This window comes from Anaerolineales bacterium, from assembly GCA_019637755.1.
In the GTDB taxonomy this organism is placed as follows: Bacteria; Chloroflexota; Anaerolineae; order Anaerolineales; family UBA11579; genus JAMCZK01.
Map to the genome: position 1 here is coordinate 711,975 of JAHBVC010000001.1, position 13,523 is coordinate 725,497.

Annotated in this window: 10 protein-coding genes; 5 read left to right on the forward strand and 5 right to left on the reverse strand. The window is 62.9% G+C overall.

Features of this window, described 5'->3' with window-relative positions; genetic code table 11:
- Window positions 1-7 precede the first annotated feature (7 nt).
- From KF821_03630 to murJ, 4 genes are all read right to left on the reverse strand, one after another.
- On the reverse strand, window positions 8-1,309 hold the full coding sequence (locus tag KF821_03630) for an alpha-hydroxy-acid oxidizing protein (protein ID MBX3004901.1): 1,302 nt from the start codon (window positions 1,307-1,309) through the stop codon (window positions 8-10).
- Window positions 1,302-2,726 (reverse strand): hypothetical protein, encoded by a 1,425-nt coding sequence (locus tag KF821_03635; protein MBX3004902.1) that lies wholly within the window; start codon window positions 2,724-2,726, stop codon window positions 1,302-1,304. Before KF821_03635 ends, KF821_03630 begins: the two co-directional genes overlap by 8 nt.
- A gap of 488 nt (window positions 2,727-3,214) precedes the next feature.
- Window positions 3,215-4,603 carry an HD domain-containing protein gene (locus KF821_03640; protein ID MBX3004903.1) on the reverse strand — a complete coding sequence of 463 codons (1,389 nt, stop codon included), beginning with the start codon at window positions 4,601-4,603 and terminating at the stop codon, window positions 3,215-3,217.
- Window positions 4,604-4,752: 149 nt separating this feature from the next.
- On the reverse strand, window positions 4,753-6,324 hold the full coding sequence (gene murJ / locus KF821_03645; protein MBX3004904.1) for a murein biosynthesis integral membrane protein MurJ: 1,572 nt from the start codon (window positions 6,322-6,324) through the stop codon (window positions 4,753-4,755).
- 244 nt (window positions 6,325-6,568) lie between these two features.
- On the opposite strand from murJ, the gene KF821_03650 reads away from it, so the two are divergent.
- The 3 genes from KF821_03650 to KF821_03660 all read left to right on the forward strand — a co-directional run bounded on the left by KF821_03650 (window position 6,569) and on the right by KF821_03660 (window position 8,818).
- On the forward strand, window positions 6,569-7,405 hold the full coding sequence (locus KF821_03650; GenBank protein ID MBX3004905.1) for a DNA-3-methyladenine glycosylase I: 837 nt from the start codon (window positions 6,569-6,571) through the stop codon (window positions 7,403-7,405).
- A 360-nt stretch (window positions 7,406-7,765) separates the two neighbouring features.
- Window positions 7,766-8,299, forward strand: coding sequence for a methylated-DNA--[protein]-cysteine S-methyltransferase (locus KF821_03655; GenBank protein ID MBX3004906.1), 534 nt, complete (start codon window positions 7,766-7,768; stop codon window positions 8,297-8,299).
- A 72-nt stretch (window positions 8,300-8,371) separates the two neighbouring features.
- Entirely contained in the window at window positions 8,372-8,818 is a 447-nt protein-coding gene (locus tag KF821_03660) for an RpiB/LacA/LacB family sugar-phosphate isomerase (protein MBX3004907.1), read from the forward strand.
- Window positions 8,819-8,852: 34 nt separating this feature from the next.
- Here KF821_03660 and KF821_03665 read toward each other — a convergent pair whose 3' ends face one another.
- Window positions 8,853-10,889, reverse strand: a complete 2,037-nt coding sequence (locus KF821_03665; GenBank protein ID MBX3004908.1) for a hypothetical protein — start codon at window positions 10,887-10,889, stop codon at window positions 8,853-8,855.
- Window positions 10,890-11,008: 119 nt separating this feature from the next.
- Here KF821_03665 and KF821_03670 point away from each other — a divergent pair, with 119 nt between their 5' ends.
- Together KF821_03670 and KF821_03675 are read left to right on the forward strand one after the other, a co-directional pair.
- A complete protein-coding gene (locus tag KF821_03670; protein ID MBX3004909.1) occupies window positions 11,009-11,944 on the forward strand; it encodes a hydroxyacid dehydrogenase in 936 nt (311 codons plus the stop codon).
- 28 nt (window positions 11,945-11,972) lie between these two features.
- Window positions 11,973-13,475: a carboxypeptidase M32 gene (locus KF821_03675; protein ID MBX3004910.1), complete on the forward strand. Its 1,503-nt coding sequence runs from the start codon at window positions 11,973-11,975 to the stop codon at window positions 13,473-13,475.
- Window positions 13,476-13,523: the final 48 nt, after the last annotated feature.

The following is a 13,523-nucleotide window of genomic DNA, read 5'->3' on the forward strand; positions in this document are numbered from 1 at the left end:
CAGTCTCCTAGCCCACATACTTCAGCAGATCACGGCGGCCGCGCAGCTCACGAATGCTGCGCAAACCCAGCTTGCGCAACAAATCACGCAATTGGATGGCGTAGGCGTTGTACATGTTGATGATGCGCTGCTGGCCCCAGTCAGCGGGCATAAGTTGCTGCAGCAACGGGTCGGTAGTGGTCAGGCCGAAGGGGCAACCGCGGCCGCGCTCGCAGTTGCTGCAGCGCGTGCAACCGATGGCGATGAGTTCGGCGGTGCCCATCACGCAGCCATCCGCGCCGAGGGCAATGGCCTTGGCGACATCATAGGCAGTGCGCACACCGCCGCTGGCCATCAGGGTCACTTCTTCACGCACGTTCTCGCTCACCAGGTACTTGTGCACCTTGGGGATGGCGAACTCGATCGGCATGGCGATGTTCTTCTTGGCAATTTCAGGGGCGGCACCCGTACCGCCGTACGAGCCATCCAGATGCACAATGTGCGCTCCGGCAAAGTATGAGCCCACCGCCACCATGTCCACATCCGTAGGCGTGGACACTTTGACCGAGACCAGCGCACGCGGGTTGGTGGTGCGGATCCAATCCACATGCTTGCGGTGGTCTTCCACCGAATACACCGAGTGGAAGGGGAACGGCGAGAACAGGCTGACCCAGGGCACGCTCTCACGCATGGCGGCGACGGCGCTGGTGGCCTTGTCACCCAGCAAGTGGCCGCCCAGGCCGGGTTTGGCACCCTGGGCGTACTTGAACTCCACAATCGGCGCGTACTGGATGGTCTCCTCGCGCACGCCAAACATGCCCGTGGCTACCTGGGTGATGATGTGGTCTTTGTAGGGCACCAGCGATGGCGGGTAACCACCCTCCCCCGTGCTGGTGAAGGTGCCCAAATGTTGGGCGGCGCGAGCACGGGCTTGCATGACATGCTCGCTGATCGAGCCGTAGGACATGCCGCCGCCATACATGGGAATGTTGATCTTGAGTTGGGCGCCGTCATCGCGGCGGTTGAGCGGCAACGAGAGGTCAATCTCGGTGTCCTCAGACAGCCATTGGTCTTGGTTGGGAATGTTGAAATCAAGCACATCAAAACCGCCGCCGGAGGCGCCGATTTTGTACTCCAGGCCGTTGTCCGGCACCTGACCCGTTTCGGCCATCAGCCAGGTAGCGAGGATGAGGTCTTGCGTCCAGCGGCTGTCGCCCAGGGCGGGCGGCGCCTCTTCGGCGCGCGGCCAGTGGGCGAAGCCGTTGTGCAGATTGCTAATGTGCTTCTCGACGATGAGTTGTTCGTCGGTCTTGTTGGCGATGCTAGCCATTCTTGGCCTCCGTGTAGCCCAGCAGGCCGGCAAAGGCATCTGCTTCCAAAGTCTTCATGAACATGGCGCGGCCCATCTCGCCGCGCAGGCGGCGCACTTCACGCAGCCCCATCGCGCCGAGGATTTCAAGCAGCTGATCGCGCCACGAGGCGCACAGGTTCTTGAGGCGTTGCACGCCCCAGGTTGCATTGAGGTTACCGGGCAGGCGGAAGCTGCTGGCGCCGCGGGCGCTGCACTCGCCACCGAAGCGGGCTTGCAAGGCCACGAGCAGTGGCGTATCCACGGCTACCGCGTCCAGCCCGCAAATCATCGCCTTGGGCAGGTGCTCAGCGGCAATCATGCCGCCGCTGGCTAACAGGGTCACTTCTTCACGGATGCCTGCGTCTACAAAGGCTTTGTGCGCCTCACGGATCAGGTCAAGCACAAAGGATCCATCCGCGCTGCGGCCGTGGAAATCGGCCAGCAGGTGGAAAACTTTGATGCCGCGTTGGGCATAGCTAACCAGCGCACCCGTCTCTTCAAAGCCGGTGCGCAGCGCCACGATGGCATCAGGGAAAGTGGCGGTGATGGCGCTGTACAACGCCTCGTCCCAACCTTGCATCTCCACCATGCGCGGCGTAAAGCCGAGCTGGCTGAGGCGGCGGGCGTGCTCAGGGCGCAGCACAGGCACCACTGCTGCGCCGTATGCGGCCAGACCCACAGCGTAATCGAAGGGCAGCACGGCCAGCGTGTCGAGCTCGGCGGCGGCACGCGCGTACATCTGGGCTACGCCTGCGGCCAGCTCATTCTGTGGGCCATCCAGCACGATGGGCAACTGGATCGAGAGGGTGTGCGGCGTGTTGCCAATGGGCTGGCCAGCGGCGTCAAATTGCAGGAAGTTGGGGGTGTAGCCAATATCCACCACGGTGGAGATGGTCTCACGGCCGTGGATGCCGTCACGCGTGGGGCGCACGATCTCAGACATGTCGGTCCACATGCCATCCCAGCCCTCGCCGCCAAACTTGCCGCGGTAGCCGGCGCCGCGCACCGGCACCAGGCCGCTGGAAGCCTCGTAGGCGATTTGGTCTACATAGTTGAACGTGAAGTAGGAGTCGCCCAGGCTGCGGCGCTCAGGGTTGTGCTCAATGCGCACGAACTCGGGAAACTCGGTGGTGCAGCGCAGGCAGCCTACGCAGTGCTCCTCGCGCGGCATGAAGCCGCCCACCGGGCCGGAGAAGACGCCATACATGCACGGGCGGCTGAGGATGACATCCTTGCGCGGGCCGTAGTGCAGTACTTCAGAAATCAGGAGCTTGGCCAGGCCGGCACGGCGCACCTTGACCTTGAAGCGGCTGGGCCACTTCTCAATGTCCGGCGCCGGCTGCGTGGGAATGTGATAGCGATGATAGGTAGCGGCTGTGTCTCGGTGTTCAGGCATAGCAAAGAACCTTTCTGCCCAAATAAAAATGGGCACGCAGGGCGTGCCCATTAAATCCATCGAGGTCACACCCTTCCATAGGGAAACTACGCAACACACCCGCGCGGGCGGGTTGCACCAGTGCGCCGCGCTCTGTGCCACCTGTCACCAGGCAGTTTTCTTGCGTCGCTTGTGTTGGAAGGGAGAAACGAAGCCCGTGGTAGGGCTTCAGAGGCATCCGCTGATTTGTGCCGTTGTGCTTGGCGAAGCCAAGTCACAACAACATCGCTCGATGTTCGCTGGCACGGCTGCCAGCTTAGCTCCGGACTTTCACCGGTGGCATTGTTTGCACAACACCAGCGCCTTTCGGGCGCAAGAACCTCCACCTCGTAGCCTTAAACGCTCCAGGGGGACGTAGTCACCCGCAGAGCGTAAGGCCCAGCCGCTTGTTCTCTCTATTCAGTTGTTAACAGGCAAGACTATACCCGTGGGCGGGAAAGGTTGTCAAGTCAGTGGGCGGCCGGCGCCGGAGCAGGCGGCACGGCGCCCTTCTCCACCGCTGCCTGCAGCGCCTGGAAGGCGCGCGGATCGATGCCGGTGCCCACTTGGCCGCGCAGCAGCGCCAGCGCCTCTTGCGGGGTGAGCGGCTGGCGATAGGGGCGCGCCGCGGTGAGCGCTTCGTACTGGTCCGCCACGGCCAGCAGGCGTGCGCCGGCCGAGACTTCGCCGCCGGGCAGGCCGCGGTGGTAGCCGCGGCCATCCAGGCGCTCATGATGGGCACTGGCTACCGCGGCCAGCTCGCTGAAGCCACGCACGCGTTGCAGAATGCGATAGGTGTATTCGGTGTGCGAGCGCATCTGCGCCCACTCGGCATCGTTGAGCTGCTCGGGCTTATCCAAGATCGTATTGGAGACGGCCAGCTTGCCAATATCATGCAGCAGAGCCGCCCGCGAGAGGTCACGGCGTTCTTCCGGCGGCAGATTGAGTTCCGCCGCCATCAGGCGCACGATCTCGGCCACGCGCGCCGAGTGGCGGCTGGTATAGGGCGACTTGGCGTCGATCACGCGCGCAAACGCCTCGGCGATCTGATCCAACTTGTCCTGATCGGCATGCAGAATGCGATCGGTGGGTTCGTAGGCACCGATATCGGTGATCAGCTCTTTGGAGGCGAGCTTCTGCCAAAACGTATCGTCATAAGCGAAGGTGTCAAAGAACAGATCCACCAGCGAGGGGTCAAACCAGCTACCGCGGCGTTTGCGCGCCACGCGGCGCGCCTCTTCAGGCCCATAGGCACTGTAGAAGATCTCCACCGTTTGGGCAAAGCCGAGCACCCGGCCAAGCAGTGAGATCTGCTGGCCCTTCTTGCCCAGCGGGTTGCCCTTGCCGTTCCACAGCTCGTCAAGATCCAGGATCGCCTGGGCGGTATCTTCGGGGAAGCCGAGTTGGCGGGCGATCTCAGCGCCGCGCTCACAGCGCGTGCGGATCAGGCCGCTGGAGAGCGTGGTGGCTTGCAGGCTGAGCCCCAGCAGGCGGCGCAGGCGCTGGAAGAACGGCTCGCCGCGCCCGGCGCTGCGCAACAGGTACAGGCCGCTTTGCAGCAGGCTGGAAGAGTCGATGCGTTTGAGTTCCAGTTTGGTGGTGCGATCATCCGCCCCGAAGAGCTGCGTAACTGTGGCGGCGTTGCTGGAGCAGCCCAGATCGCTGAGCAGCAGCGCGTAGAACAGGGCGGAGCGCTGGGCAGAGGAGAGGCGCATATGGTCCGCCAGGGCCATGCCGATCATACAGTTGCGTATCGCATGGCCTTCGGGCTGGTCCTCGGTGAGGTCCAGCGCATAGGTAAGGGCAGAAAGCACTTCCGACAGGCGAATATCTACGGTGTTTTGTTTAGCGTCGGCCATATTGATTCAAACGATGCAAAGTACTCGGATAGTACTCCAATTTTACGGCTGGGTAAGCCATGCTATGTGTCGTTCGCCGAAGGCACCACGCCCGTGCCTGGGATTGAGCTGCTGGGCAGTTATGCGTTCGTTTTGGATGCGGTGCTGCCTTAACGTTTGAAGGCGCTGCGCAGGCGCTGCAGCAGGCGGCCAGACAGCCAGGTCAGCTCGGGCACGCGCAGCAGCCAGGCAGTGAGCGCATAGCCCGCCGCCCCCACCACGATGCCGCCCAAGGCCTGTAGCCACACCGGCTGCAGGTTAGCCGCGCCCAGCCAGGCCCACAGCGCACCGAGCATGATCAGGCTGGAAAGTAGCGATTGGCCCAGGCCGCGCAGCAGGCGCCCCGCTTCCAGCCCGCGCAGGCGGCTGCGCAGCAGCCACAGCAGCACCAGCATCTCGATAGCAGTGGCGATGGAGTTGGCCAGCGCCAGGCCGCCGTGCGGCATCCAGCCGGTGCGGGCAAACGCGCCGGGCAGCAGCAAGCTGAACACCACGTTGAGGCCCATGGCGCCCATGCCCACCAGCACCGGGGTGCGCGTATCTTGCAGGGCGTAAAACGCACGCGAGGCAATCTCCACCATGCAGTGGCCCACCAAACCCGCCGCGTACCACAGCAGCGCCCAGGCCACCAACTGCGTATCGTGGGAGCCAAAGGCGCCGCGCTGGAACAGCAGCGCCACGACCGGCACACGCAGCACGATGAGGCCAATGCTGGCCGGCAGAGCCAGAAAGAGCATGCTGCGCAGGGCGCTGGCCAGGGCACTCCGCAGCCCGGCCATATCGCCGCGCGCATACTGGGCCGAGAAGGTGGGCAAGGCGGCGATGGCGATCGCCTGGCCAATGGCTTGCTGCGGCATCAGCATCACCGAGAAAGCCACGGTGATCGCCGCCAGGCTGCCGGCAGCCATCCCCGAGGCCATGATCGTATTCACCAGGAAATTGAGCTGCACCACCGCCACGCCGAGCAGGCGCGGCGCCATCAGGCGGCCCACCTGGCGCACCTGCGCCAAGTGCAGCCCCAGTTGGGGGGAGTAGCTCGGTTTGAGGCGCAGCAAGGCCGGCAGCTGCACGCCCAGGTGCAGCAGCGCGCCGAGCACCGCACCCCAGGCCAGGCCGTGAATGCCCAGGCGCGGCACGAAAGCAAAAATGCTGACGATAATGCCCAGCCACAGCATGCTGGGGGCGATGGTGGGTAGGAAGAAGCTTTGATGGGCGTTGAGCACCCCCATCAACAAGCCACTCAGGCCGAAGATCACCGGGGTAAGCAGCTGGATGCGCAAAAGCTGGACGGTGAGCGCTTGCTGGGCCGGGTCAAAACTGGGCACCAACACCTGGCTGACCAGTTGAGGGGCGAACAGCCAGGCCAACAGCGAGAGGGCTACCATCACCAGCAAGAGCAGGTTGGCAATTGCCGAGGCCAGTTGCCAGGCTTCGGCTTGCTTTTTATTCTCGAGCAAGCCGGTGAAGGTAGGGATGAAAGCCGAAGCCAGCGCCCCGCCGGCAACGAGGTTGAACAAGATCTCGGGCAGGCGCGAGGCGGCGTAAAAAGCATCCAGGGCGGCATCGGTGCCAAAGGCGCGGGTGATAAGCACCTGGCGCAGCAAGCCCATCAGGCTATTGAGCACAAACGCCGCCATGACGCTGGCGGCGCCGCGAGCGATCTGGCGCGTGGCGTTGGACATGGGCAGGATTATACGGCGCGCCGCAAAAAGCGCGAACCACAAAGGCACAAAGGACACAAAGTTTGAGAGATAAAGATTTCTACGATTGGGGTTTCTTTGTGATCTTCGTGTCTTTGTGGTTGGTCTTGTGGATTATGATTCAAGCCATGACTACAGGCAGTGTTTTCGTCTTCGTATGGAGCCAGGCGGAAGCCGAGGCCACCGCTCAGACCATCAGCGATTGGGGCTGGGATGTGGCGCTGGAATGGCTGGACGGCGGGCGCGGCAGCCAGGCGGTCAAGGCCGCGCCGCCGCATGTGCTCGTCTTCGATCTGGAGCACAAGCCCTCCCACAGCCGCGCCACCGCCGAATACCTGGCGCAGATCAAGGCCACGCGCTACATCCCCATGGTGTTCGTGGGCGGGAGCGAGGACCTGCGCCACAAGCTGCGCAGCCAGTTCCCCACCGCCTCCTTTGTGCGCCAAGACGAGTTGCAGGTCACGCTAGACGAGTTGCGCCCCAAGTGAGCGCGCAGACGCGCTGTGGCTGGCACGGCGATGACCCGCAGTATATCCAGTACCATGACGAAGAATGGGGCGCTCCCCTGCACGACGAGCGCCGCCTGTTCGAGATGCTCATCCTCGAAGGCGCCCAGGCCGGGTTGAGCTGGATCACAGTATTGCGCAAGCGCGAAGCCTACCGCGCCGCCTTTGACAACTTTGACGCCAAGAAGGTGGCCGCCTACGGCGAAGCCAAAGTAGCCGAGCTGCTGGCCAACCCAGGCATCATCCGCAACCGGGCCAAGATCAACGCGGCGATCGGCAACGCCCAGGCCTTCCTGGCTGTGCAGGATGAATTCGGCAGCTTTGATGAGTACATCTGGCAATTTGTGGGCGGCGAGCCACTACAAAACCAACGCAAGACGCTCAAGGATATTCCCGCCGAAACGGCACAATCGCAAGCGATGAGCAAGGACCTCAAAACACGCGGCTTTCGCTTTGTTGGCCCCACGATCTGCTATGCCTATATGCAGGCCACCGGCATGGTGAACGATCATTTGGTGGATTGTTTTCGGTACGGGGAAGTGGGGAAGGTCAAGTGAGGGGTGAGGAAGTGAGGAGTGACCAGTCACCAGTGATGAGTGATCAGGGATTAGGGATCAGGGATTAGGGATTAGGGATTAGGGACTAGTGATTACTCGATTACTGGTTGCTGGTCACTGCTCCCTGCTCCCTGCCCACTCTGCCTTTAAAAGTGAAAGAGCCGGGTACGCCGCCCGGCTCTCACTAAGGAGGAGAAGAAGAGAGAAAATCGCCCTTACGCCCTACATGATAGATAATCACGCGCGGCCGTGCTTGACGCTTACCCTACGATTACCCTACTCCCACTGCGCACTTGGCGCTAGTACCCTGGGGCTAGATAGCCCTTCACAAATTTGCCGCTAGCGAGTTAACTACTACATATGCAGACTTCGACACCTGGCCCGCTGGTGTATTACGCCGCCCGCCCCCATCGCCGGTTCGGCCTGCTGTGGGCCGCGGCCAGCGTCAGCGGGGTGTGGGCCGCCGCCTACGGGATGGACGAAGCTGAGTTTTGCGCCCATGCCGTGGAGCGCGGGCCGGCCCACCTGGTGCCCGATGCGGCGGCGGTGGCGGCGGTGCTGCAACAAATCGCCGAATTCCTGGATGGCCAGCGCCAGCAATTTGAGCTGGCGGTGGACTGGCACGGCATGAGCGCCTTTCAGATCGCGGTGCGCCAAGCGGTGATGACGGTGCCGTTTGGCCAGACCGCGTCCTATGGCGAGATTGCCGCGGCGGTGGGCCGGCCCCTGGCCGCCCGCGCCGTGGGCGGCGTGCAGGCCCGCAACCCAATCTCGTTCATCATCCCCTGCCATCGCATCATCGGCAGCGATGGCCGCCTGGCGGGCTACGGTGGCTTTGGCGGGCTGGAGACGAAACGCTGGTTGTTGAAGTTAGAGGGAACAAAAATTGACTAGCCGATTGGTCACCCAGCGAGTCGCTTCGACTGTTCGACTAGCTGAGAAACTGACCGGGTTAGAATCTCTGTGATGAAAGTATTCGTGGGCAGTGACGAAGCCAGCCCGCTGCTGGCGCATCTGGCGGCGTGGTTGCAGCAACACGGCCACCAGGCCGAGCTGCTGCCGGCGGCGTTGTGGCCGCAGGCTGCCCGCCGGGTAGCCGAAGCGGTAGCCAGCGGCCAGGCCGATGAGGGCATTCTGCTGTGCTGGACGGGCACCGGGGTGAGTATCGCCGCCAACAAAGTAGCCGGCATCCGGGCCGCTTTGTGTGCGGATGCCGAGACGGCCCGCGGGGCGCGGCTGTGGAACGATGCCAATATCCTCTGCCTGGCGCTGCGCACCACCACGCCGGCGCTGGCCAGCGAAATTCTGCACATCTGGTATGGCACGCGCTACCAACCAAACCCCAATGATGATGCCTGCCTGGCCGAAGTACGTGCGCTGGACGCGGGCCTCGCTGCGGGCCGCAGCAAATAAAAAGAGCGGCTATGCCGCTCTTTTGTTATCGCGCTTAGCGTTGTAGCGCTTCGATGCCCGCTTCCAGCACGGGGTCACCCGTGCTGAACAGTGTGGCCTCATCGACTGGCACCAGCACATCCGGCACCACGCCCACATTCTCGATGATGACATGGCCATCCAAATCCAGCGGGCGGGCGATGGGGAAGCGCACGGTCATATTGCCGGGCATTTCAAAATCTTTCACGCCGCCGCCAAGCCCGGCGGTGGGGTACTGGCCCACAATGACAGCACGCTGCTGCAGGGTCATGTTGTGGGCAAAGAATTCGCAGGCGCTGGCACAGTTGGGTGAGACCAGCACGGCGATGCGGCCGTCGTATTGCATATCTGCACTGGGCGGATAGAGCATCTGCGGCGTATTCGGGTCGGTGTAAAAATCACCCAGGCTCTCATCCCAGGCGGCGCCGTAGCCAATCGCCATCTCCTCACGGAAGAAGTAAGCCGACATTTGATCAGCCAGGAAGCCGAAACCGCCACCGTTATTGCGCAGATCGATGATCAAGCCGGGCACGGCATTGGCATTGAGCACGTTGATCATGCGCTCCCATAACTGTACGGTGAGCAGCTCATTATCGAAGAAGGAGTAAATCGCCACATAGCCATAGCCATTCTCCAGTATGGTGAATTCGACCGGCAATTCAAAACCGCTGAGCTGGCTGCTGAGCGAGGATTGGTTGAAGCTGGTGTACTCCTGCATGGTGCGCAGGGTGGTGGTTTCCGGCTGCCCGCCGGGGTTCTGGTAGCCCAGCTCAACATCCATGATGTCTGGAAAGCGCACGGCATAGCGCAGCTGCTGCAGGCGCTGGGTGTGCGGCGTGCTGAACGGGGCCGACCAGGCAACCGCCTGGTCAATCGCCTCGTCGATCGGCAGGCCATTCAGGCGGGTGACCTCTGCGCCGAGCTGAATGCCGGCCTGCTCAGCCGGCCCGCCGGGGGTTAGATAGGTCACCAGCACGCGGCCATCGCTGGTGTCACGCAGCGAGAGGCCCAGCCCGGTAGCGATCTCACGGTTGAACTGGCGGTTCAGCGTATCCGGGAACGTGAAGCCGATGTGGCCATCGGGGATCGACCAAAGAAAATCGCGCATGGCGAAGTAGTAAGCATCCAGGTCATTGGCTTGCTGGGCCTGTTCAAAGCGCGGCCGGAAGCTGGCGTTGAGCGCGTCCCAATCCAGGCCCTTGAGCTCGGTGAAAGCATACTCCTGGCGCATCATCAGCAGCATTTCATCGAAGGCATCCAGAAAGCCCAGATCCGAGAAATCGTCCAGGGCGGCACCGGCCGGTTCGAGCAGGTCCATCACCACCGCACGCGAACGGTCAAACGTAAACGGCGCCGTATCCATATCCACCAGGGTATAGCCCCGCGGCAGGCCTACGATCGGGTCATCGGCAGTGAACAGCTTGCCATCCGCGCCGAAGCCTGCGGGGAAGCCCTGCTGATCATCGCCGGCGTACACCAATAGCTTGCCGCCAATGTATTCGCGTTCGGTGGCGGCCTCTTCGCTGGTGCGCGTGGAGGCGTAGGCGGTGGACCAGCCGCCGCCTGCCAGATCGCGCTTCTCCAGAAACGGATCGCCAAAACTATTGGTCCAGTAGGCGGTGGCGAAGACCAGCACGCCCGGGTCGGCTTCGCCGTCCTGGTCCACATCGCGCCAACCGCCTTGCGGCTCGATGGGCAGCGAGAGGCTGTAGGTGAACGGGGAGGCGTAAAAATCGGAGGTGATCTGGCCCATCACTTGTGAGGCCACCGGCATCAGGTAGCCGCGGTCGCGATCAATGAAGCCTGCCTGGTCTTCGAGGATCACCAGTGGCTCGGCCACGCCATCGGTAAAGAAGGGGTACGAGTAGGCCAGCGAGCCGCTGATCGTCACCACGCCGCCCTCGTCGTTTTGCAGCGGCGCCGGGCTGAAGGCGGAGGCGGCGCTGGGGGCCGGGGTGCTTTGCGCCGCGGCACTGGGCAGCACGCCGCCCAGCGAACAGGCCAAAACCGCCAGGGCGAGCACCAACAAAGCAGAGTGAAGTGAGCGTGGCATAGAACTCCAGAGATGAGCGAAGTGCGCTGATTCTACACTGAGCCTGCGCCAAACAAGCCCGCCGCTAAACGCGCTTACAATCCCTCTATCTTCGCCACTATTCAAGGAAGTGTATGGTTATGAAAGTACTCATCGCCGATTCACTCGCCCCGCAAGCACTGGCGCGCCTGGAGGCCGCCGGCCTGCAGGCGGATGACCGGGCGGGCATCTCCGCCGAGGAGTTGCAAGCACTCCTGCCGCAGTATGCCGGGCTGATCGTGCGCAGCCGCACCAAGGTCACCGCGGCCCTGCTGGCCGCCGCCCCGGCGCTCAAAGTGGTAGGCCGTGCCGGCGTAGGCGTAGACAATATCGATCTGGCGGCTGCCAAGGCGCAGGGCGTGGTGGTGGTGAATACGCCGGTTTCCACCAGCGTGGCGGTAGCCGAGCTGACCCTGGCGCTGATGCTGGCGCTGCTGCGCAGCATCCCGCGCGCCGATGCCAGCATGAAGGCCGGGGCCTGGGATAAAAAATCCTTTGAGGGCGCCGAGCTGGCGGGCAAGACGCTGGGCGTGCTGGGCATGGGCAACATCGGGGCCCAGGTGGCGCGGCGTGCCGCGGCGTTTGATATGCGCGTGATGGCCTACGACCCCTTTTTGGATGACGCCACGATCACGACGCGCGGTGCCCTGGCCGCCAAGCTGGAGGCGGTGTATGCCGAGAGCGATGTGCTCACCCTGCACCTGCCACTGCTGCCTGAAACGCGCGGCATGCTAAACGAAAGCACCTTCGCACAGATGAAGCGCGGCGTGTACCTGATCTGCGCGGCGCGCGGCGGCGTGATCGACGAGGACGCGCTGCTGAACGCGCTGGCGCGCGGCCAGGTGGCCGGAGCGGCGCTGGATGTGTTTGCCACCGAGCCGCCGGGCGCCAGCGCCCTGGTCACCCACCCGCAAGTGATCGCCACGCCCCACATGGGCGCCCAAACCGCCGAGGCGCAGACCCGCGCCGCCGCAGATGTGGCTGACGAAGTAGCCAATGTGCTGCTGGGCCAGCCGATCCGCTGGCAAGTGCACTGATTCCCCTACCGGGGTTACGGAGAGAACGATGAGCAAAGAATTGCAAGCGTTGAAAGATATTCTGGCCGAGGTCAATGATCTGCAAAATGCCAGCGCCGTGCTGAGCTGGGACCAGCAGACCTATATGCCGCCCAAGGGCGCCGAAGCACGCGGCCAGGCGCAGGGCACGCTGGACAAGCTGGCCCATGAAAAGTTCACCGCCGCACAGGTGGGCACGCTGCTGGAGGCGCTGGAGAAGCAAGCCGGCAGTTGGGACCCGGATTCAGATGAAGCGCGCCTGGTGAAGGTGACGCGGCGCAGCTTCGACAAGGCCACCAAGCTGCCGTCAGCGATGGTGGTGGAACGCGCCGAGCTGACCACGATGGGCAACCAGGCCTGGATGGAAGCGCGCAGCACATCGCAATTCGCCATCTTTGAGCCGCACCTGGAGAAGCTGGTCGATTGGTCACGGCGCTACGCCGAGCTGTTCGCCCCCTACGAGCACGTCTATGACCCGGTGCTGGATGAATACGAGCCGGGGATGAAGACGGCTGACGTCAAGGCAATCTTCAGCGATATCCGCCCCAAGCAGGTTGAGCTGATCAAGCGCATCGCCGCGGCCCAGCAGGTGGATGACTCCGTGTTGCACCAACCCTTCGCCGAGCCTGACCAGTGGGCGTTTGGCGTCAACGTCATCACCGATTTCGGTTACGACTGGGCGCAGGGCAATCTCTCCAAAACCACCCACCCCTTCCAAACCACGCTGGGCTGGGGCGATCACCGCATCACCACGCGGGTGTATCCCGATTTCTTCAATCCCTTTTTCTTCGGCACCCTGCACGAAGCGGGGCACGCCATGCACGCCCAAGGCATGGCAGAGAGCCTGAAGCGCACGCCGCTGTACAACAGCCCCTCGCTGGCGATCGGCGAATCACAATCGCGCCTGTGGGAGAACCTGGTGGGCCGTTCCAAACCCTTCTGGGAGCACTACTTCCCCAAACTGCAGCAGGTCTTCCCGCAGCAGCTTAAGGGGGTGCAGATGGAAAGCTTCTACAAGGCGATCAACAAAGTGGCGCCTTCGTATATTCGCGTCGAGGCCGACGAAGCCACCTACAACCTGCACATCATGCTGCGCCTCGAGCTGGAGATCGCCTTGATGGAAGGCGAAGCCGAAGTGCACAAGCTGCCGATGTACTGGAACGAAATGTTCCAGCAGTATCTGGGGGTGACCCCGCCGAATGACCGGGAAGGCGTGCTGCAAGACGTGCACTGGTCGTTCGGGCTGATGGGCTATTTCTCCACCTATGCGCTGGGCAACCTTGTCTCGGCGCAACTGTGGGAAGTAGCCCATCGCGACATCCCCGGCCTGGACGACAAGATTCGCAGCGCCGAGTTTGCCCCCCTGCTGCACTGGCTCAACCAGCACATCCACGCCCCGGGGGCCAAGTTTGAACCGCAAGAGATGGTGCAGCGCATCACCGGCGAGAAGATCAACGGCGATACCTACATTCGCTATCTGGAAAGCAAGTTCAGCGACATCTACGGCCTATAGCGCACCAGCATACAAAAAAGAGCCGGCAAAATGCCGGCTCTTTTTGTT

Excerpts from the sequence above, each read along its gene's own strand:
- KF821_03665 (MBX3004908.1), bottom strand. The coding sequence starts at position 10,889 with ATGCCACGCTCACTTCACTCTGCTTTGTTGGTGCTCGCCCTGGCGGTT.
- KF821_03640 (MBX3004903.1), bottom strand. The coding sequence starts at position 4,603 with ATGGCCGACGCTAAACAAAACACCGTAGATATTCGCCTGTCGGAAGTG.
- KF821_03630 (MBX3004901.1), bottom strand. The coding sequence starts at position 1,309 with ATGGCTAGCATCGCCAACAAGACCGACGAACAACTCATCGTCGAGAAG.
- KF821_03675 (MBX3004910.1), top strand. The coding sequence starts at position 11,973 with ATGAGCAAAGAATTGCAAGCGTTGAAAGATATTCTGGCCGAGGTCAAT.
- KF821_03635 (MBX3004902.1), bottom strand. The coding sequence starts at position 2,726 with ATGCCTGAACACCGAGACACAGCCGCTACCTATCATCGCTATCACATT.
- KF821_03650 (MBX3004905.1), top strand. The coding sequence starts at position 6,569 with ATGGCTGGACGGCGGGCGCGGCAGCCAGGCGGTCAAGGCCGCGCCGCC.
- KF821_03660 (MBX3004907.1), top strand. The coding sequence starts at position 8,372 with ATGAAAGTATTCGTGGGCAGTGACGAAGCCAGCCCGCTGCTGGCGCAT.
- KF821_03655 (MBX3004906.1), top strand. The coding sequence starts at position 7,766 with ATGCAGACTTCGACACCTGGCCCGCTGGTGTATTACGCCGCCCGCCCC.
- KF821_03670 (MBX3004909.1), top strand. The coding sequence starts at position 11,009 with ATGAAAGTACTCATCGCCGATTCACTCGCCCCGCAAGCACTGGCGCGC.
- murJ (MBX3004904.1), bottom strand. The coding sequence starts at position 6,324 with ATGTCCAACGCCACGCGCCAGATCGCTCGCGGCGCCGCCAGCGTCATG.